22 protein-coding genes and 1 tRNA gene are annotated in these 18,988 nt (G+C 29.2%); 4 read left to right on the forward strand and 19 right to left on the reverse strand.

Annotation, left to right across the window (positions count from 1 at the left end):
- Window positions 1–4: 4 nt before the first annotated feature.
- The 10 genes from CPIN18021_RS03700 to murA form a co-directional block, all read right to left on the reverse strand.
- The gene (locus tag CPIN18021_RS03700) at window positions 5–1,174 is read right to left on the reverse strand and encodes a pyridoxal phosphate-dependent aminotransferase (RefSeq protein ID WP_078424427.1); all 1,170 of its coding nucleotides are present in this window, start codon (window positions 1,172–1,174) and stop codon (window positions 5–7) included.
- Between the two features lie 84 nt (window positions 1,175–1,258).
- Complete coding sequence (speA, locus tag CPIN18021_RS03705; protein WP_078423201.1) at window positions 1,259–3,094, reverse strand: biosynthetic arginine decarboxylase; 1,836 nt, start codon at window positions 3,092–3,094, stop codon at window positions 1,259–1,261.
- Window positions 3,087–4,319 (reverse strand): histidine--tRNA ligase, encoded by a 1,233-nt coding sequence (gene hisS / locus CPIN18021_RS03710; RefSeq protein WP_078424428.1) that lies wholly within the window; start codon window positions 4,317–4,319, stop codon window positions 3,087–3,089. Before hisS ends, speA begins: the two co-directional genes overlap by 8 nt.
- Window positions 4,316–4,915 carry a dTMP kinase gene (gene tmk / locus CPIN18021_RS03715; RefSeq protein ID WP_078424429.1) on the reverse strand — a complete coding sequence of 200 codons (600 nt, stop codon included), beginning with the start codon at window positions 4,913–4,915 and terminating at the stop codon, window positions 4,316–4,318. The genes hisS and tmk overlap by 4 nt, the downstream gene beginning before the upstream one ends.
- A complete protein-coding gene (coaD, locus tag CPIN18021_RS03720; RefSeq protein WP_078424038.1) occupies window positions 4,916–5,377 on the reverse strand; it encodes a pantetheine-phosphate adenylyltransferase in 462 nt (153 codons plus the stop codon).
- 75 nt (window positions 5,378–5,452) lie between these two features.
- Window positions 5,453–6,007: a UbiX family flavin prenyltransferase gene (locus CPIN18021_RS03725; RefSeq protein WP_078424430.1), complete on the reverse strand. Its 555-nt coding sequence runs from the start codon at window positions 6,005–6,007 to the stop codon at window positions 5,453–5,455.
- On the reverse strand, window positions 6,004–6,810 hold the full coding sequence (flgA, locus tag CPIN18021_RS03730) for a flagellar basal body P-ring formation chaperone FlgA (RefSeq protein WP_078424431.1): 807 nt from the start codon (window positions 6,808–6,810) through the stop codon (window positions 6,004–6,006). The genes CPIN18021_RS03725 and flgA overlap by 4 nt, the downstream gene beginning before the upstream one ends.
- 56 nt (window positions 6,811–6,866) lie before the next feature.
- Window positions 6,867–6,941, reverse strand: a tRNA-Gly gene (locus tag CPIN18021_RS03735).
- Window positions 6,942–6,993: 52 nt separating this feature from the next.
- Window positions 6,994–8,154, reverse strand: a complete 1,161-nt coding sequence (locus CPIN18021_RS03740; RefSeq protein ID WP_078423205.1) for a molybdopterin molybdotransferase MoeA — start codon at window positions 8,152–8,154, stop codon at window positions 6,994–6,996.
- Window positions 8,154–9,422: a UDP-N-acetylglucosamine 1-carboxyvinyltransferase gene (gene murA, locus CPIN18021_RS03745; RefSeq protein ID WP_078424432.1), complete on the reverse strand. Its 1,269-nt coding sequence runs from the start codon at window positions 9,420–9,422 to the stop codon at window positions 8,154–8,156. Before murA ends, CPIN18021_RS03740 begins: the two co-directional genes overlap by 1 nt.
- A 122-nt stretch (window positions 9,423–9,544) precedes the next feature.
- Between murA and CPIN18021_RS03750 the strand changes: the two genes are divergently transcribed.
- A complete protein-coding gene (locus CPIN18021_RS03750) occupies window positions 9,545–10,351 on the forward strand; it encodes a ferritin-like domain-containing protein (RefSeq protein ID WP_078424433.1) in 807 nt (268 codons plus the stop codon).
- Window positions 10,348–10,839, forward strand: a complete 492-nt coding sequence (locus CPIN18021_RS03755; protein WP_078424434.1) for a SixA phosphatase family protein — start codon at window positions 10,348–10,350, stop codon at window positions 10,837–10,839. The genes CPIN18021_RS03750 and CPIN18021_RS03755 overlap by 4 nt, the downstream gene beginning before the upstream one ends.
- Window positions 10,840–10,843: 4 nt before the next feature.
- Here CPIN18021_RS03755 and mnmE read toward each other — a convergent pair whose 3' ends face one another.
- From mnmE to rpmH, 6 genes are read right to left on the reverse strand one after another with little or no spacing between them, the layout of a single operon-like run.
- A complete protein-coding gene (gene mnmE / locus CPIN18021_RS03760) occupies window positions 10,844–12,181 on the reverse strand; it encodes a tRNA uridine-5-carboxymethylaminomethyl(34) synthesis GTPase MnmE (RefSeq protein ID WP_078424435.1) in 1,338 nt (445 codons plus the stop codon).
- Window positions 12,162–13,043: a Jag N-terminal domain-containing protein gene (locus CPIN18021_RS03765; RefSeq protein ID WP_078423210.1), complete on the reverse strand. Its 882-nt coding sequence runs from the start codon at window positions 13,041–13,043 to the stop codon at window positions 12,162–12,164. Before CPIN18021_RS03765 ends, mnmE begins: the two co-directional genes overlap by 20 nt.
- Window positions 13,044–13,045: 2 nt before the next feature.
- Window positions 13,046–14,620, reverse strand: a complete 1,575-nt coding sequence (gene yidC, locus CPIN18021_RS03770) for a membrane protein insertase YidC (protein ID WP_078424436.1) — start codon at window positions 14,618–14,620, stop codon at window positions 13,046–13,048.
- Window positions 14,621–14,624: 4 nt separating this feature from the next.
- Window positions 14,625–14,954, reverse strand: a complete 330-nt coding sequence (gene yidD, locus CPIN18021_RS03775; protein WP_078398051.1) for a membrane protein insertion efficiency factor YidD — start codon at window positions 14,952–14,954, stop codon at window positions 14,625–14,627.
- Window positions 14,951–15,286: a ribonuclease P protein component gene (rnpA, locus tag CPIN18021_RS03780; RefSeq protein WP_069632452.1), complete on the reverse strand. Its 336-nt coding sequence runs from the start codon at window positions 15,284–15,286 to the stop codon at window positions 14,951–14,953. Before rnpA ends, yidD begins: the two co-directional genes overlap by 4 nt.
- Window positions 15,274–15,408 (reverse strand): 50S ribosomal protein L34, encoded by a 135-nt coding sequence (gene rpmH, locus CPIN18021_RS03785; RefSeq protein ID WP_078398032.1) that lies wholly within the window; start codon window positions 15,406–15,408, stop codon window positions 15,274–15,276. Before rpmH ends, rnpA begins: the two co-directional genes overlap by 13 nt.
- Before the next feature lie 102 nt (window positions 15,409–15,510).
- Here rpmH and CPIN18021_RS03790 point away from each other — a divergent pair, with 102 nt between their 5' ends.
- Together CPIN18021_RS03790 and CPIN18021_RS03795 are read left to right on the forward strand one after the other, a co-directional pair.
- Window positions 15,511–16,131, forward strand: a complete 621-nt coding sequence (locus CPIN18021_RS03790; protein ID WP_078423212.1) for a uracil-DNA glycosylase family protein — start codon at window positions 15,511–15,513, stop codon at window positions 16,129–16,131.
- Complete coding sequence (locus tag CPIN18021_RS03795; RefSeq protein WP_078424437.1) at window positions 16,128–17,327, forward strand: hypothetical protein; 1,200 nt, start codon at window positions 16,128–16,130, stop codon at window positions 17,325–17,327. The genes CPIN18021_RS03790 and CPIN18021_RS03795 overlap by 4 nt, the downstream gene beginning before the upstream one ends.
- On the opposite strand, the gene CPIN18021_RS03800 is transcribed toward CPIN18021_RS03795, so the two are convergent.
- The 3 genes from CPIN18021_RS03800 to CPIN18021_RS03810 are packed head-to-tail and all read right to left on the reverse strand — an operon-like array spanning window position 17,299 to window position 18,981.
- The gene (locus CPIN18021_RS03800) at window positions 17,299–17,706 is read right to left on the reverse strand and encodes a YbgC/FadM family acyl-CoA thioesterase (RefSeq protein WP_078423214.1); all 408 of its coding nucleotides are present in this window, start codon (window positions 17,704–17,706) and stop codon (window positions 17,299–17,301) included. The genes CPIN18021_RS03795 and CPIN18021_RS03800 overlap by 29 nt on opposite strands.
- A complete protein-coding gene (locus CPIN18021_RS03805) occupies window positions 17,703–18,209 on the reverse strand; it encodes a threonine/serine exporter family protein (protein WP_078423215.1) in 507 nt (168 codons plus the stop codon). Before CPIN18021_RS03805 ends, CPIN18021_RS03800 begins: the two co-directional genes overlap by 4 nt.
- Complete coding sequence (locus tag CPIN18021_RS03810; RefSeq protein WP_078423216.1) at window positions 18,202–18,981, reverse strand: threonine/serine exporter family protein; 780 nt, start codon at window positions 18,979–18,981, stop codon at window positions 18,202–18,204. Before CPIN18021_RS03810 ends, CPIN18021_RS03805 begins: the two co-directional genes overlap by 8 nt.
- Window positions 18,982–18,988: the final 7 nt, after the last annotated feature.

Raw genomic sequence — 18,988 nt, forward strand, 5'->3', positions numbered from 1 at the left:
GATCTTATATTTTGTAATTTTTTATAAAATTACTTATTCTTTCTATTCCTTTTTTTATGCTTTGCGTATCTGTTGCGAAGCTTAGTCTAAAATAGCCTTCCATTCCAAAACCTATCCCAGGTACTGTTGCAACCTTTGCTTCTTCTAGCATTTTTTTACAAAATCTTACTGAGTCTTCATCGACTTTTTTACAATTTACAAATAAATAAAATGCTCCATTTGGTTTTTTGACTTTTAACCCATCTATATTGTTTATAAGTTCAACAGCCAAATCTCTTCTTTTTTGAAACTCGTTTTTCATATACTGTATATCATCATCGCTTTTGCCAAGAAGTGATGCTATGGCTCCTCTTTGGGTTAGTGTTGATATGTTGCTAGTGCTTTGGCTTTGTAGTTTTTTAACGGCAGCATTTAGCTCATCCATAACGCTTGCCATATACCCAAATCTCCATCCAGGCATAGCTCCGCATTTGCTAAGTCCATTTATAGTAACAGTTCTTTTAAACATATCATCACTAATAGAAGCTACTGCTACAAATTCTGTATCATATGTTAGTTTTTCATAAATTTCATCGCTTAAAACTATTATATTTGTATCTTTTAAAATTTCTGCAAATTCCAAAAGTTCATCTTTTGTGTAAACAGAACCTGTTGGGTTGTTTGGGTGATTTAGACAAAATACCTTTGTTTTATCTGTTATTGCATCTTTTAATTGTTTAGGTGTTATTTTAAAATCACACTCATCGGTAGTTTCTAAAAATACAGGAACGCCGCCACTAAATTTTACAATTTCAGGATAACTTACCCAGTAAGGGCTTGGAATAATAACTTCATCACCTTCGTTTATAAGTGCTTGAAATATATTAAAAAGTGAGTGTTTTGCTCCAACATTTGTTATGATTTGATTTGTTGTGTAGGTTAAGTTGTTATCTTTTTTTAATTTTGTAGCTATTGCTTTTAATACTTCAGGCTCGCCAGCTACAGCTGTATATTTTCCACAGCCACTATCTAGTGCTTCTTTTACAGCATCTTTTATTACTTTTGGTGTGTCAAAATCAGGTTCGCCAGCACTAAAACTTATAACATCTATGCCATCAGCTTTCATTTGTTTTGCTTTAGCTGATATTGCTATGGTTAAAGACTCACTTAAAGTTTGCATTCTTTTTGATAACATACTTAATCCTTTGCTTTATATTTCAAATATTGTTATAGACCAATATTTTATCACTTTTTTATAAACTAATAAAAATTTTTAAATTTAGTTTATTGTTTTTAGATAACCATTATCATTCAAAAATAGATATATTTCTCCTAGTATCTGTTTTTTTTGCGTTTCGTTAACAAGATTTGATCGTTCTAAGCGTTCGTTTAAAGTATCTTGTATCTCATGTATATCATAGTCCATATCTTCCATAATATCAAGGATAGATTGACTTTCAAGTAGATTTTTTATCTCAAAGCCGGTCTCATTTATTTCAACAATAGCCTCTGTTGGATGTGTAAAAAGATTGTGTTTCATTCCTAAAACTTCTTGATATGCCCCAACTAAGAAAAATCCTAAAAAATACTCATCTTTTTCTACATCAACATCGTGTAAAAATAGTTGATTTAGTTCATCTTTATAGCTTATCTCTCCATCGCTATCACAAGTAATATCCCAAATACAAGCAGGTAGAGTAGGGCGTATATCAAGACAATCTAATGGCATTATAGGAAAGTTTTGTTTTAGCCCCCAAAAATCAGGCAAGGATTGAAATAGTGAGAAATTTACCAAGTATCTCTCTTTTATCTCTTCTTGGATTTTCAATAAATCAGATGTACTGTTTTTATTTCCAAGCATTATTACAGCTTTTTTTCCTATTAGTTGAACTAATACCTCAGCATTAGATCTATCTTGTAAATCAACATAACCAAGGTCAAAAAGTGTCAATACGCTTTCCATATGATCTATACTATCGTGTAGATATTCTAATGCATTTGATGGTCTTATAGAGTTGTATAGGTCATAAAGTTCTGTTATAAGTTGTGGATTTTTTTCTTTTAAATTTAATTTTTCTTCTGTGTGATCTTGTGAAAAAAGTTCAAGTACCGGAGCAACAAGTAAGGCATGAGAAGCTGATATAAAACGCCCTGATTCTATAAAAATATCAGGCTCTTGTTCATTTTTTTGTTCTGCTATGCTTTTTAAAAGATAGACAACATCATTTGCATATTCATTAAGTGTATAATTTCTACTTGATGCTTGTTTAAATTGTGAGTATTCTATCGCTAGACCGCCACCTAAGTTTATAGCTTTTAGATTTTTTGCACCCATTTTTCTTAACTCTGCGTATATGTTTCCAGCTTCCGTTAAGGCTTTTTTTAGTGGATGAATTTCTGTTATTTGCGAACCTATATGAAAATGTATCATACTAAAACATTCCAATAAATTTGCTTTTTTTAGCATATTTATAGCTTCTATAAGTTCGGTTGATGTAAGCCCAAATTTAGAGTATATACCACCACTTTTTGCCCAAATTCCAGAACCAGTAGAGTGAAGTCTTATTCTAAGTCCTATGTTTGGTTTTGGAGAAAAACGCTCTTTTGCTGTTGCTATAATTGCTTCAAGTTCATTTAAGCCCTCTATTGTAAGTGTTATATTGTGTCCCATTTCAGAAGCTATAAATCCTATATTTATAAGCTCTTTATCCTTAAAGCCATTTACTGTTATAGGTGCATTTTCGTTATTATAAGCCATTGCTAGTAGCAACTCAGCCTTGCTTCCAGCTTCAAGTCCATAATTATAAGGCTTTCCTAATGTAACTAGGTTTTTAACAAATCCTGGATATTGATTTACTTTTAATGGATAAACGGCATTAAAATTTCCCTTGTATCCAAATTCTTTTTTTGCCTTAGAGAAACTTGCATAAATTTGCTCTATCTGTTTTTTGATAAGGTGTGGAAAACGAAGCAATATAGGGCCTCTATAGCCTTGAGAATTTATCTCTTTTACTATATCTAGTATCGCTGGTTTGCTTTTTTTATTTACACAAACCTTACCTTGTTCTATAATAAAATTGTTATCACCCCAAATACTAAGGCCATAATCATTCATTTTCAAGCTCCTTATAAATATCATCTATTTTTATAGTTTTTTCATTTTTTGTTTGTAGGTTTTTAAACCAAATTTCATTGTTGTTTTTTTCATTTTCTCCAACACATAGGAAAATTTTTGAATTGTTGTTGTCTGCATCTGATAGATGTTTTTGAAGTTTTTTTGCTTTATAAGATATATCTACTTTAAAATCTTTTCTTAGCTTTATGCCCAAGTTAAAAATATAATCTGTATATTTTTCATCTAAAGCACATATATAAATTCCATCTCTTTTTTCATCTATCTCGTTTAAGATTTCCATAATTCTTTCTATGCCCATAGCAAAACCAACACCGTAATTTGCCTTGCCTCCAAGATATTCAACCAGTCTATCGTATCTTCCGCCACCAGCAACAGCGCTTTGTGAGCCTATCTCGTTGCTAATAAACTCAAATGCTGTTTTGCAGTAATAATCAAGACCTCTAACAAGTTTTGGATCTATCTCAAAAGATATTTGATTATTAGTTAAAATTTCTTTTAATTTTTCAAAATCAGCCTTTGCTTCATCGTTTAAATTATCTATCATAAGCGGTGCATTTTTGTATATTTCTTGACAGCTTTCATTCTTACAATCAAGAACTCTTATAGGATTTAAGGCCTTTCTTCTTTGGCAATCAGCACATATCTCATTGTCATGCTCATCTAAGAACTTTACCAATTTTTCTTTATAAGTAGCCATTGATGAAGCATCACCTAGTGAGTTTATTTTAAGAGTGGTTTTGATATTTAGTTTTGTTAGTATCTCGTTTAGCATAAGAATAACACTTGCATCTTCTTTTACATCAGCTTCTCCAAAACACTCAACTCCAAATTGATGAAATTCCCTAAGTCTTCCTTTTTGTGGTCTTTCGTATCTAAACATAGAACCGTGATAAAAATATCTATAAACACCATTTGTTTTATCTTGTTTTGACTCTATAAACGCTCTTACAACACCAGCTGTTCCTTCTGGTCTTAAGCAGACATCGTTGTCGCCTTTGTCTGTAAATTGATACATCTCTTTGCCGACTATATCGCTACTTTCACCAACACTTCTTTTAAAAAGAGATGTCTGTTCTAAATGAGGAGTTTTTACTAATGTATAGCCATAATTTTTTGCTGTCTGTTCGCAAATTTTTACTATATGCTCATATAATTTGGCTTTTTTTAACATCATATCTTTCATTCCACGAAGTGCGTTTATCATATCCTATCCTTATCTAAGTTTATAAAATTTATTATCTGTTTTGTTATCTCATCTTTTTTTAAAGTAGCATCTATTTTTAAGCTTTCGATACCTAATTTATCTATGGTATTTTCCATATTTTCTTGAACTTGCAAGAGATATTTTATACCTCTTTTTTCTATTGTGTCTTTTTTATTTCTAAGCTTAAATCTTTTTAAAATCAAGCTCTCATCAGCTTTAAAAAATATAATTTTATCAGGCATATTATTGTTTAATGCAAATTTATTAAAGCTCAAAAGAGTATCAAAATTTAATTCGCTATCATTTGTTATGGCATATGAGATACCTGACACAAAACCTCTATCGCTAAGTATTAATTTATCTTGGTTCTTTTCTATTACGCTTTGGGTGTGTTCAGCTCTATCTGCTAAGAATAAAAACATCTCCGCCTTTTTGCTTAAATCAAATTTTCCATGCAATAAAATATCTCTTATCTTGTCGCCAAAAGGCGTTGCGCCTGGCTCTTTTGTTATTAAAACATCATTATAAAATTGTGATATTTTTTTTATCTGTGTGCTTTTACCAACTCCATCTATACCTTCAAATAAAATATACATTTATTTTATCTCTTTAAGATATTTAATAATCTCTTTTGGAACTAATTTACTTACATCTCCATTGTGGTTTAATACAGACCTTACTATAGAGCTTGAGATAAATGAATTATTTAAGCTAGGCATTAAATATATTGTTTCAAATTCATGATAAAGTGTAGAGTTTGCATAGCCCATTTGTAGTTCATACTCAAAATCACTAACAGCCCTAAGACCTCTTATATTTATCTTTATATCGTGTTGTTTTGCAAAATCAACAAGTAAACCATCAAATCCCAATATCTCAACATTTTTTAGTTTTTTTACACACTCTTTTGCCATTTTTATTCTATGTTCTAAGCTAAACAAAGGCTTTTTGTTGTCGTTTTTTGCAACAGCTACTATTACTTTGCTAAAAATCTTAGATGCTCTTGTTATAACATCTACATGTCCATTTGTTAAGGGGTCAAAGGTTCCAGGATACATACAAGCTTTCAATTCAATACCTCGTAAAAATTTAAAATCGTTATTTTATCTGTTTTTTATTAAAAAATAAATTTATTAATTCCATCTTTTATATAATGAGTTTTCTATCCCAAGAGTATCAAGCCATTTTCCAACTATAAAATCACAGATATCATCAAAACTTTGTGATTTTGAATAAAATCCAAACACCGGTGGAGCTATCATAACATTTAATGAGCTTAGTTCACTCATCTGTTTAAGGGATATATTTGAAAATGGCATCTCTCTTACTCCAAGTACTAATCTTTTTTGTTCTTTTAATGCAACGGCTGCCATTCTTGTTATTAGTGTATCGCAAAAACCATTTGATATCTTTGCTAGTGTGTTTATGGAACAAGGTGCAATGATGGTCTTTTGTATTCCAAATGAACCAGAAGCAACACAAGCACCTATGTCTTTATCATCAAGGATTGTAGCTTTTTGTAGCTTTTGTTTTTCTTCATTAAAATTTATTCCATTTTCAAGTTTTAGTGTGGTTTTTGCACTTTCACTTATCACAACATATGTTTCGTGATTTTTACTTATTTCATAGGCTAATTTAAAGCCTAAAAAACAACCACTAGCGCCCGTTATTCCTACTGCTATTTTCATTGTATAATCGCCATATTTTTTGATACTATCTTTGCTTTAAAGCTTTTTCTATCTTTTGTTCTTACTGTTATTTCATCACCTAAGTTTCCATTTTGAACAGCTATTGTCTCTATTATCAAGCTTAATCCACCATCGTTTAATGTGGCATTTATCTTATCACCTCTTTTTATCAAAGAGATTTTTGTGAAATTCTGTGTTAATAGAACATCTCCGGCTTTAATCTCTGTTTTTACTATCATTTTAGAATTATCAATATCTTTTAATAAGTTTATATCAAATTTATTAAAATCCACAAATGATTTTTGATAATCAAAAACATCTAATTCATCGCCCCTATTAAGGTTTTTTATAGCAACAAAAACAGGTATTTGGGCTTTAAAATTATATCTAAAATAAAGAGTTTTGATATTAAAGTCATTTACCACAAAAGTAGCTTTAAAGTTTCCATTTGATTTTGGATTTTTTAATACCGAAATTTCTTTTAATTTAAAATTATCAAAATTATCTGGAAGTTTATTTTGTGATATTATATCAATATCCTTGATATCTATATTTTGATACTCATTGCTTAATGTTTTTATAAATTCTGCTTGAATTTTATCATAGGTAGTGCAATTTCTTACAAAGGCGACTGTTTTTCCTGTTTTATCATTAAATGTTTTAAAATTAGATTTTAAAATTTCAAATAGTTTTTCTTTATCTATCTTTGCTGCACGTTTGTTTTCAAGATTTAAAATTTCATTATCTTCGCCATCAAAACCAAATGTTTTTAAGCTTATAGTGCTATCGTTTATACAATACATTGGATAAATATTTACATCAAAACCAAATAAAAATAGTGGTAAAAGTAGGATTATGATGGAGCGGGAAACGAGATTCGAACTCGCGACCCTAACCTTGGCAAGGTTATGCTCTACCCCTGAGCTATTCCCGCATAATTTAAGTTCAAAAATAAAGCGTGATTTTATCAAAAACTTTTTCATTTGTCAAGAAATTTTCATTATATAAATTTCTTGGTCTTGCATAATTTGCTCTTCAGATGGGTTTGATATGTATATAAAATCGCTTTGTGTTAGCGGTGTTATCATACCTGAGCCATATTTGTTGTTATTTAAACTATAAAATTTACCATCTTGTAAATTTCCTAAAACAACATTTGCACGACCTTTTTTAAACTTTATATTCTCGCCAGATATGCATTTTATCATCTCAGGCTTACTATTATTTAAAAAAGGTACAACTATAACAAGATTGCAAATATATGCAGCCATTGGATTTCCAGGTAGTATAAATACTGTTTGGTTATCTTTTTTATAAGCTTTTGTTGGAGCTCCAGGTTTTAGGTTTATTTTATCAAAAATTTGTATATATCCAAGCTTATCTAAAGCCATTTTCATAAAATCAGCATCACCCATGCTAGCCCCGCCAGAACATATAACTACATCAAAATTGCTTGTATTTTTTAAGGAATTTATTGTTTGTTCTAAGTCATCTTTTATTATTCCAAAGTATGATGAGTTAAATCCATTTTTTTGAAGTAGTGATGAAATTCCAAGTGCATTGGCATTATAAATTTGTGTCTCATTTGCAAATTCCCAAGGCTCTTTTAATTCATTCCCGCTTGAAAATATAGCTATTTTAGGGTTTGGTTTTACCTTTACATTATATATACCTTGAGCTGCTAGTAGCATTACGTGAGTTGGCTCTAGTTTTGTTCCTTTTTTTATTAGGATATTTCCTGTTGTTATCTCTTCACCTTTAAATCTATGCGCATCACCTTTTTTTAATTTTTCTGGGTTTTTTGGATATATTTTTCCATCTTTTTCAATACTATCCTCTATTTTTAAAATAGTATCAGCTCCTTCTGGGAATATAGCCCCAGTCATTATTTTTATACATTCATTGTCTTTTATTTGTGTTTTTCTTGTTTCGCCAGCAAAGACAGTGTCTATAAGCTTGTATCCGTTTTCTTTTTGATCAAATTTTATGGCAAATCCATCTAAGGCCGAATTATCAAAACAAGGAAGATCTTTTATAGCTATTATATCCTGGCTTGTTATTTTACCCAATGCATTTTCTAAGGCAACACATTCATCTAGCGTTTCATTGCTTTTTAAAATTTCAAAAACTTCATTTAATTCAAGCATTATTCTTCCTTAAGTCTTTGTATGTTTGCGCCAAGCATTTGTAGTTTTTCATGTAAATTTTCATACCCTCTATCAAGGTGATAAATTCTATGAACTCTACTCGTTCCTTCTGCTGCGAGAGCTGCGAGAACTAGAGCCGAACTTGCTCTAAGGTCTGTAGCCATAACATCTGCGGCATTTAGCTTTTTGCCACCATAAATACTTGCCATATGACCGTTTAATCTTATATCAGCACCCATTCTTAAAAGCTCACTTACATGCATAAAGCGATTTTCAAAAAGTCTTTCATCTATAGTGCTTACGCCATCAGCGACTAAAGATAGCGCCATAAATTGAGCTTGCATATCGGTTGGAAACCCTGGATACTCTCTTGTTACAATTTCGCAACTATTTATTTTATCAGCCGGAATGATAGTTGTTTTATTTTCATTTGTTTGTATTTTAAATCCCATTTGTTCAAGTTTTGTTGTGATAGCTTCTAAATGTTTTGGATTTACATTTGTGATTGTTATTTGTGAGTTTGTTATAGCTCCAGCACATAGGTAGGTTCCAGCCTCTATTCTGTCTGGTATAACATTTATTTTATCTATATCTAAAAGCTCTTTATTTGTTCCGTGTATTATAAGCTCATCTGTGCCTATGCCTTCTATTTTAACACCAGCTTTTGATAAAATTTCACATATTTGAACAACCTCAGGCTCTTTTGCTACATTTATTAGATGCGTTTTTCCATTTGCCAATGCAGCAGCCATTATAATATTTTCACTACCAGTTACTGTTACCTTATCAAAAACTATTTTTGCACCTTGTAAGCCATTTTTTGCACTGGCTACGACATATCCTTGTTTGATTTGTATTTCAGCACCCATTTTTTCTAGTGCTGATAGATGAAGATCTATAGGTCTTTGACCTATCGCACATCCACCAGGAAGACTTACTTCGCATTTACCAAATCTAGCTAAAAGTGGTCCTAATACAAGTATAGAAGCTCTCATTTTCCTTACTATGTCATATGTTGCAGTGGTTGAGTTTATCCCTGTTGTGTCTATATTGATTTCATTATCGTTTTTATATTCGCAATTTGAGCCTAAATTTGTTAATAATTGCGCTAGTGTTTTTATGTCAGCTACATTTGGAATATTTTTTATATTAACTTTGTTTTTTGCAAGCAAAGTTAGTGCTATTATAGGTAGAGCTGCATTTTTAGCTCCACTTATCTTAACTTCGCCTGATAGTTTGTTTTGTCCAGTTATTTGCAAATAATACATTTAAAGCCTTAGAAATTTTAAAAAGTAAAAAAATATTATATTGATTTTTTGCTTAGAAAACAAAATTTTGATAAAATAAAAACTTCATTGATTTGTGATAATTTTACCAATAAGGTTTTTTAGTGAATTTTTTTGATTCGATTTGGGATATTATTAATGAAGGCAATAAAAACAAAAAGATTGCAAAATTTCATAAATTTTATAAAGAATACAAAAATACAAAAGATATAAATTTTAATAGGGTAAGTGAGCCAAGATCTCTTGAAAAACCTTGTTATGGTGATTTTTGTGATGTGGTTTCTATGAGGAATTTAAATAAAAAAATACCACAAAAAGATAAAAATTTATATTTTATACATTCTGTTGCTCATATAGAATTTAGTGCTATTGATATAGCCTTAGATGAGTGCTATAGATTTGATTTGATGAGTCGTGATTTTTATGATGATTGGCTTGAGGTAGCCGATGATGAGGTGCGTCATTTTTTGATGATAGAAGATTTGCTTGCTAAAAATGGTGGATATTATGGCTGCATGCAAGTGCATGATGGGCTTTTTGTGGCACTTAAAAAAACAGAAAATAGTCTTTTAGAAAGAATGGCGCTTCTGCCTAGATATATGGAAGCAAATGGTCTTGATGCAAATGCTCATATAATCAAAAAATTAAAAAAACAAAATGCTAGCATTGATCTTATAAATGCTTTGCAAATTATACTTGATGAAGAGATAGCCCATGTGAAAAAAGGCGATAAGTGGTTTAAGTATGCTTGTAAAATTGAAAATATAGATCCGCTAGAATACATAAACATAATACAAAGACTTTATCCAAATTCATTTTTGACAAGTAGAGAATTAAACGAAGAAGATAGGCTTAAGGCTGGTTTTTCTATAGATGAGATAAAAATCATAAAACAGATGGCTATAAGATGAAAAAAATTTATTTTATGAGACATGCAAAAGCTGTTGAAACAAATTCTGATAAAGATTTTAAAAGAGCTATTAATGATAGAGGTAAAAAAGATATAAAACTTATAGCAAAAGCTCTTAAAAAACATGATATAGCATTTGATTTGGTTATCTCTAGTGACGCTATTAGATGTAAACAAACTGTAAAAGAGCTTTTTAATGAGATGGGTATAAAAAAAGATGTAAAGTATAAAAAAAGATTTTATACAGCAACTGCAAATTATATTTTTGAGTTTATACAGACGATAGATGATGATATAAAAAATGTGTTTTTAGTTCTTCACAATCCGGCAATAACTGAAATTTGTGAGTATATAAGTGATGTTTGTATAGGAAATATGCCAACTTGTGGAGTTTTTGCTATAGAGTTTGAAGGTAAATTTTCAGACATAAAAAAAGATGAGGTTAGGGTGCTATTTTTCGAATATCCAAAGAGATATAGAGAAAAATAGTATTTTATTTTCCTAGACAAAAATTAGAAAACATTTCATCAAGTAATTCAGAATATTCAACCGGTTTTGTTATATCTGCTATGTTTTTTATAGCCTTGTTTAATTCATAAGCAAAAAGTTCTAGCTCGTTATCTTGCATTAAGTCTAAACCGTTTTTTAGTGCTGTACTAGCATTTTCACAAGCATTTATTTGAGAAACAGAGCTTAGCATTAGCTCACTTGTATCTTGATTATTTAAAAAGTTATTTAATGTGTTTAAAATTTCATCTACACTATCATTTGCCGATATTTTTATAGGATCTTTTAAATCCAAATCAAATTTAATATCTAAATCAATCTTATTTAATATAAAAAATATCTGTTTATCAGAGTTGTTTATAAGTTTAATTATCTGTTTATCTTGCTCGGTTGCCTTGCTTGAGGCATCAAAAACAGCTAGTATTATATCGGCTTCTTTTATTGCTCTTAAGGTATAGCTTATTCCTATTTCTTCAATAGCTCCTGTATTTTCTCTGATTCCAGCTGTGTCTATTATTTTTATTATATGAGTTCCTACTTTTAACTCTTCTTCTATTGTATCTCTTGTTGTTCCAGCTTCATTTGAAACTATTGCTCTTTCATATTTTAAAAGTGAATTTAGTATAGAGCTTTTTCCGACATTTGGTTTTCCGACTATTGCTATTTTAAAACCATCTATAAGACCGCTTCTTTGTTTGCTTATCTGAACTATTTTATCAAGACTTTGGCTATTTTTTACAAGCATTTGCTTTATTTGAATTATTATATCTTCGGGTAGGTCATCATCGGCATAGTCTATGCTTGTTTCTACATATGCCAGTGTTTTGATAAGTTCAAGTCTTATATTTTCAACATACTCTTTTAATTCGCCTTTCATCTGTCTAGCTAGTATTTTAACAGCACTTTGGCTTCTTGCATTTATCATAGCACTTATTGCATTTGCTTTTAGTAGGTCTATTTTATCGTTTAAAAAAGCTCTTTTGCTAAATTCACCAGGGTTTGCCAACCTAGCTCCAGCTTTTATAAGTTCATTTAAAAGCATATCTGTTATAGTAAATCCACCGTGAATTTGAAACTCAACTATATCTTCGCCAGTAAAGCTATTTGGGGCTTTAAAATATATAATTAACCCCTCATCCATAAAGGAGTTGTCTAATGAGTAAATTTTGCATAAAGTTGCATATCTTGGAGTCAATTCTTCTTTTTTTATCATCTTTTTGGCAATTTTTAAAGAATCAAAACCGCTCATTCTGATTATACCTACAGAGCCGGCTCCGTGTGCTGTTGCTGTTGCAACTATTGTATCATTTTTTAATGAAGTCATTTACTATAACAAACTTATCGTTTCCATTGGTTTTTATACCAACATATTTATCTGGAAATTTCTCTCTCAATTTAGAAACAGCAATTTTTACAAGCACTCCATCAAGTGGTTTTGTTTGAGCTTTTCCATTTGTTTGAATTCTTTGTATGATATTGCTTAGGTATTGATCCATCGTATTTTCTTGATTTTTTAAAAACTCAGCTATTTCAAGTCTTATTGATAGATTGTATTTAAGGTTAAGCCAATTATGAATCAAATAAGATATAGCTTTATATCTATATCCCTCTTTACCTATAAGTAAAGCCGCATCATCTCCATCAAGCTCAATTAATACACAATCATCTGAATACTTACTAACTTCAATTTTATCTATTTTAAAGAAACTAGAGGCAAAAAGTTTTACTAGACCAGTTTTGATTTCAGGTAAAATTTTATCAAAATCAATATTTTGCTGAGGTTTGTTTTGTTTAGACTCTATGTGATTTTGTGTATTTTCTTGTTTTGCTTTTTCTTGCTTTTTCTTGTCGTTTTCTTCTTTGTCTAAACGCTTTATAATATAATCTTGTTTAGGTTCATTTTGTTTTTCTATATTTGTTGGTTCAGTTTTTTTATCATTTTGACTTTTTTTATTTTTATTTCTTTTTTTATTTTTGTCACTAGAATCTTTTTGCTCATTTTTTGGTTTAGGTGTATTTATGGTTTTTTCATTATTGGCTTCTATAATTGCATTTTTTTTAAAAAACCCTAAAAATCCATTATTAGGGTGCTGTATAACCTTTATATCAAGTTCTGTTACGGAGCAATTTAACTTCTCTGCTGCTTTTTGAAAAGCTTCTTGTAAATTTTGTGCTTCTATACGCATTATTATTTTACCTCCGCACTCTTATTTTTTTGCTTTTCAAATATTCTATTTACAAAAGATTGTTGTGCTACAGAAAACAAGTTGTTTATAAACCAATAAAGTGTAAGTCCTGCTGGAAATGAAACAAAAAATACTGTAAATATAAGTGGTAAAAATTTCATTATCTTTTCTTGCATTGGGTCGTTAAATGTTGTTGGTGTAAGTTTTTGTTGTAAAAACATTGTAGCACCCATTAATATAGGTAGTATAAAATATGGATCCATCACAGAAAGATCGTGTATCCAAAAAATCCATGGAGCAGCTTTAAGCTCTATCGCATTTAGTAAAACTCTATATATCGCAAAAAATATAGGTATTTGCATAAGTATAGGCAGACAACCACCCATAGGGTTTGCATTATGTTTTTTATAAAGTTCCATCATGTGTGTATTTAGTTTTTGTGGATCACCTTTATATTTTGCTTGAAGTTCTTTCATTTTTGGAGCAATCTCTTTTATTTTATTCATAGATACCATACCCTTATATGTAAGAGGGAATAAAATTATTCTTATAGAAATTGTTAAAACAACGATAGCCCAACCCCAATTTCCTATGTGTGTATGTAAGAAATTTAAGAAGCTAAACATTGGTTTTGCTATAAATGTAAACCAACCATACTCTATAATATTTGTTAGCCTTTTATCTATATTTTGTAAAACATCGTGATCTTTTGGTCCTATATAGGCTTTTGTTTTAAAATCACCATTTTGTTTTATAAATACAAGTGCATTTTTGTTTTCATCTGTGCTCATAACAACATTTAGTGGTTTTCCAAAAGAGAAAAACAAAGATGTATAGTATCTGTCAGAAGCTGCTGCTATGTCTACATTGTTAAATTTCTCATTTCCTTCAAGATCATCATCTTTTAAAACAGTTATTTTATCATCTATATGTCTTAATAATACACCATGAACTGTTAGTGTGTCTATTGCAATACTTGGTCTTAATCCAGTAGTTATAAAATAATCAATATTTTTACTTGTAGAAACTTCTATATCGTATGTTCCATTTTGAAAGAATGTTATCTTTTTATTTAAGGTAAAATCTTCCAAGTCTTGTTTTAGATTTATTGTTTTTGAATCATTTGTTATATTCACTTCATTTATATCTGTTGTGTATTTATTTTTAAATGCAAGCTGATTTACTTTTTCATCACTAAATCTAATTTCCAAAGGCATTAATGATTCGCTTACAAGTTGTATTCTTTTTTCATCTTCGGTTTGATATTTATCTTCATTTAGATAAAATTTGCTGATTCTTCCTAGAGTATCTATGTGTGCTTCAAATTTATCTGATTTTATTTTTACAAGAATTTCATTACTTGTATTTGACTTTGAATTTATTATTTCATTACTTGTGTTGTCAATTTCTTTTTTTGTAAAATTATTTTTTTGCTCTATATTTGAATTTGTTTTTGCGCTTATATTGTTATCTTGTATCGGTTGTTTTGGTATGAAAAAAAAGTCATAAGCGATAAAAAAAACAAATGAAAATATTGTCGCTAATAAAACCCTTTTTTGTGTTGATAATTTATCCATAATTTCATATTCCCTTAAATTTTTTTATAACATAGAATTTGTCATCCTTAAATGGAACAAACCAAAAAATAATATTTATAGATTTTATTTTTTTAAAGACATATAAAGTTTCAAAATTCTTACTAACAATAGGGTAATTAATACCACCTTTGAAAAATTGATTGCATTTTAAAATTCTCAGTGTAGAGTAGATAATGGCTAAGAAAAAATTGTTATTTTTAAATTGCCAAATTGTGTATTCTGAACAAGTTGGATAATATCTACAAGAAGCAGGAGTAAATTTGGATATGTATTTTTGATAAAAATTAATCATAAAAATAACAATACTTTTCACTTTAAACACCCTAATTTCTTTAACGACCACTTTAAATTTTTATTAATATCGTTAAAAGATATTTTATCTACGCCAGATTTTGCTATTAAAATATAGGTTCCGTCTTTTAGATTTGAAGATGCATTTATAAATGCTGATTTTAATAGTCTTTTACATCTGTTTCTTATGACGGCTTTACCTACTTTTTTGCTGGCCACAACTGCCATTTTGTTTTCCTGAGAAGGTCTATAAAAAAGAATACAGGACTCGCAGTGCCATTTTTTAGCATCTTTATAAACCAAAGAAAATTCTTTTGAGTCGCCTATAGACTCAAAACCAACTAGACTGCCAATCTTCTTCTTCCTTTTGCGCGTCTAGCATTTAAAACTTTGCGACCATTTTTTGTTTTCATTCTAACACGAAAACCATGAGTTCTTTTCTTAGGTGTTTTATGAGGTTGATAAGTTCTTTTCATACTAATCCTTAAAATTTAATGTAAAAGCGTGATTTTATCAAAGCAATACTTAAAAAGCTTTGAATAGCTAAATTTAATCAAAAATTAACTATAATTATATGCATGAATGATAATGATTTAAAAAAATTATATTTTTTAAAAGCTATTGGGTATAATTTTGTAGGAAAACAAGATTTAAAAAGCACTTCATGTTTTTATTTTGATAGTTTTGATAAATTAAATAATCAAATTATAAATTGCAACCTTTGTTGTTTAAAAAATTATTCGGTAAAATCATATACTGGTTTTGGTAATATTAATTCAAAAATAATATTTGTTATGTTAGAACCAAATTTAAATACTAATATTATGGATAATTTTTTTGAGTTATTGAGAAAATATCTTAAATTTTCAGAGAGAGATTTTTATATAAGCTATTTATTGCATTGCAAAAAACAAATGAGTTTAGATTTATCTGATTGTTTTTTTAAATGCAGACCGTATTTGGATGAAGAAATGAATTTTATTAAGCCTAAAATTATTGTGGCTTTAGGTGAAGATGTTTTTTTGAATTTATATATTCAAAATGCAAAAAATAGCTCTTTTGAAAGTTTACGTGGTAGTTTTTTAAAGTTTGGAAATGCTTTTTTGATGGCAACATATTCTTTGGATAAAATAATTAAAAATCCAAGTCTACAAGCAAATTTTATAAACGATTTAAATAAAATAAAGGACGTTTTATGAAATATATACTGATTTTTTTTCTTTTCTTTTCTGTTTTTGCAAAAGAACAAAGAATGTCAGATATAAAACCTGTTACGATGTACTATATTGATTTAGAACCTGGTTTTTGTGATGATGATTGCTTGAATGAGCTTTTGCAACAGGATATGATAGCTAGTTTTTTAGCTCGTTTTGATAGGCTTAGAGTAACAAGCTTAGAGCTTTTGGATAAATATTTAAAAATATATTATTATACTCCTGATATGGTTTTAAATGATAATTTAAAAATAGCTGTTATATTACCACAAAAGATTATAAAATCATATTCTGATAGTGTTACAAAATCATTGATTTCTTATGCTTTAAAGTATGATTTAAATGTTGATTTGAAATTTATAAACAGTGATGATGAGAGTCCTGAAAATATTCAAAAAGCGCTGGATGAGGCCAGAAAAGATTCTATAAAATATTTTATAGCTCCATTGACTGCTAATGGAGTCATCTTGGTAAATAAACTAGCCTATCCGAATGAAACTTTCTTTTTGCCAAGTATCCATTCATCACTTTTTAAACTAAATAATCCAAATTTTGTATTTGGAGGTGTGGATTATCAAGCTCAGATTAAATCACTTTTTGAATTTGCCAATAATAAAATAAGTGCTTTTAGTGATGGAAGTTTTACCGGGAATTCTTTAAATAACTATGTAAAAAATATATCTGAAAATAGTGTGTATGAAGTTGAAATGTTAGCTAAAAATATAAAATTTGAAGAGTATTTTAATAATTTTTCATATATTAATAACTCAAGTATATTTTTAAATTTATCTCTTATTAAAGCATCGCTAATAGCAACGCAATTAAAAATTTTTGAAATAGAGCCATTTGCTTTATTAAGTACTCAAATAAACTACAATCCAAAATTTTTGCAACTCGTAAAAACAAGTGATAGGGAGAAATTTTATATCGCTAATTCAATTTTCCTTGATGATGATAGTTTGAGTAGTATAAATGCTTTATTTGGTATAGATCTAAGATATAACTGGATTGGTTATTCATCTAGTGTAGGGCTTGATTATATATATAGTCTAGCTACTGGAAAAAATAGAAAATTTGATCAAGAAATAATAGATAATCAGGTTATATATGGTGTTGATATTTTAAAAACAGATGAATATAACTTTATTAAAACTAATGATTTGAGTGATTATAATTATTAAAAAATAATGCAATTTCGTCATTCATTTTTTTTGGTTTTAAATTTGAAACGAATGCGATTTTGATTTGTGCTTTAAACAATAAATCGTCTTTTGAGTTCTTTTCAATATCTTCAACCCTATATATGCTCTGTTCCAAGACAGCACTTGCTTTTTTTATTTCTAAAATTTTAGTCCTTACTTCTATCAAATCTCCTATAAAAGCAGGTTTTATGTATTTTGCTTCTATGCTTGAAACAACAAAAAAAGCATCTTTTGTAAATGGCTTTATTGATGAAGAAAAAAACATTTCACTTCTTGCTCTATCGCAGTATTTTATATAATTTGCATGATATACAATCCCACCTGTATCTGTATCTTCATAGTATATTCTTATCTTCATTTTTTGTCTTTCTTTGAGTTTTTTCTAGCTCCCCTTGTGCTCATCAAAGCTCTTTCGTAAAATAGTAAAAGTGTTATAGAAACTCCAACCCCAAGTGCTAATGCTACAGAAATTGTAGTTAGTGCATTATCAAAAAACAATACCAAATGTTTTGACTTTATAGCAACATCATCATTTTTTATAAATAAGAATAATGCCAATATGCTTTTATAGGCATAAATTCCGGGTATCATAGGGAGTAGGGCTGGAAATGCTATGATTTCAGCTGGAACCTTAAGTCTAAATGCAAAAAACATTCCTAGTATACCTGCCAAAAAAGATGCAATAAGAGTTGCTAGCGATATATTTAAAATATCATTATGCAAAATGAGATATCTAAAAGAGTGCGCTATGGCAGCTATAAATGCTGATACAAGAAGTGTATTTTTTGGCGGTGAACTTACATATGCAAATCCAAATCCGGCAATAGCAGCAAATACTGCATCAAGTATAAAATTATACATTTAATAACTTTATGCTTGATATGGATAGTGTTATGTATACGCCTATTGCTATACATACTATCAAAAGTCCTGTATTTATGGCTTTTGCTAGACCAATCAATACATTACTATTTAGTATATCAAATGTTGAGTTTATAAGCATAACACCAGGCATTAGATATAATACGCTTGAACCTATGGCTATATCTGGTGTTGAAGAAAAACCAAAATATATACCAAGATAGGCCACAAATGATGATATAAATGCTGCCATTAGATGTTGTAATTTTATATTTAATCTTATTTTTGTTGTTAAATGTCTAAAAATAAATCCAATAAAAGTAGCTACAAAAACAACAAACATACTTCCTGTGTCGCCTCCAAATAATTTACAAAATGCAGCATTTGCAAGACTTATGAATAAGATAGTTTTTTTGATATGATTTTGTTTGAAATTTATGATCTCGTTGTAGTTTTGTATCGCATCTTGTATATTTAGGCGCTCATCTTGTATTTGCCAACTAAGTGCACTAAGTTCAGAAATAAGGCTAAAACTTATAAAGTGATTTGGTGTATCAATTACGTAAGTTCTAAAAATAGAACTATTGCTATTGTCTGTTATACTTATACTAAAATGCTTGGTTAATGCTGTAAGGCTTACATTATATCCGTAAGACTTTGCTACTCTAGATACACATCTATCTACTCTTGCTGTATATGTGCCTATGCTTAGCATTTTAGATGTGTATTCTATGAGAAACTTTGCTACTTCTTCTATATCAGGCTTATTCATAATAAAA

Source organism: Campylobacter pinnipediorum subsp. caledonicus, from assembly GCF_002022005.1.
Classification (GTDB): Bacteria; Campylobacterota; Campylobacteria; order Campylobacterales; family Campylobacteraceae; genus Campylobacter_A; species Campylobacter_A caledonicus.

Bases quoted from the DNA above. Each gene is read 5' to 3' on its own strand.
- CPIN18021_RS03700 (WP_078424427.1), bottom strand. From the start codon at position 1,174: ATGTTATCAAAAAGAATGCAAACTTTAAGTGAGTCTTTAACCATAGCA.
- speA (WP_078423201.1), bottom strand. From the start codon at position 3,094: ATGAATGATTATGGCCTTAGTATTTGGGGTGATAACAATTTTATTATA.
- hisS (WP_078424428.1), bottom strand. From the start codon at position 4,319: ATGATAAACGCACTTCGTGGAATGAAAGATATGATGTTAAAAAAAGCC.
- tmk (WP_078424429.1), bottom strand. From the start codon at position 4,915: ATGTATATTTTATTTGAAGGTATAGATGGAGTTGGTAAAAGCACACAG.
- coaD (WP_078424038.1), bottom strand. From the start codon at position 5,377: ATGTATCCTGGAACCTTTGACCCCTTAACAAATGGACATGTAGATGTT.
- CPIN18021_RS03725 (WP_078424430.1), bottom strand. From the start codon at position 6,007: ATGAAAATAGCAGTAGGAATAACGGGCGCTAGTGGTTGTTTTTTAGGC.
- flgA (WP_078424431.1), bottom strand. From the start codon at position 6,810: ATGTATTGTATAAACGATAGCACTATAAGCTTAAAAACATTTGGTTTT.
- CPIN18021_RS03740 (WP_078423205.1), bottom strand. From the start codon at position 8,154: ATGCTTGAATTAAATGAAGTTTTTGAAATTTTAAAAAGCAATGAAACG.
- murA (WP_078424432.1), bottom strand. From the start codon at position 9,422: ATGTATTATTTGCAAATAACTGGACAAAACAAACTATCAGGCGAAGTT.
- CPIN18021_RS03755 (WP_078424434.1), top strand. From the start codon at position 10,348: ATGAAAAAAATTTATTTTATGAGACATGCAAAAGCTGTTGAAACAAAT.
- mnmE (WP_078424435.1), bottom strand. From the start codon at position 12,181: ATGACTTCATTAAAAAATGATACAATAGTTGCAACAGCAACAGCACAC.
- CPIN18021_RS03765 (WP_078423210.1), bottom strand. From the start codon at position 13,043: ATGCGTATAGAAGCACAAAATTTACAAGAAGCTTTTCAAAAAGCAGCA.
- yidC (WP_078424436.1), bottom strand. From the start codon at position 14,620: ATGGATAAATTATCAACACAAAAAAGGGTTTTATTAGCGACAATATTT.
- rpmH (WP_078398032.1), bottom strand. From the start codon at position 15,408: ATGAAAAGAACTTATCAACCTCATAAAACACCTAAGAAAAGAACTCAT.
- CPIN18021_RS03790 (WP_078423212.1), top strand. From the start codon at position 15,511: ATGAATGATAATGATTTAAAAAAATTATATTTTTTAAAAGCTATTGGG.
- CPIN18021_RS03795 (WP_078424437.1), top strand. From the start codon at position 16,128: ATGAAATATATACTGATTTTTTTTCTTTTCTTTTCTGTTTTTGCAAAA.
- CPIN18021_RS03800 (WP_078423214.1), bottom strand. From the start codon at position 17,706: ATGAAGATAAGAATATACTATGAAGATACAGATACAGGTGGGATTGTA.
- CPIN18021_RS03805 (WP_078423215.1), bottom strand. From the start codon at position 18,209: ATGTATAATTTTATACTTGATGCAGTATTTGCTGCTATTGCCGGATTT.
- CPIN18021_RS03810 (WP_078423216.1), bottom strand. From the start codon at position 18,981: ATGAATAAGCCTGATATAGAAGAAGTAGCAAAGTTTCTCATAGAATAC.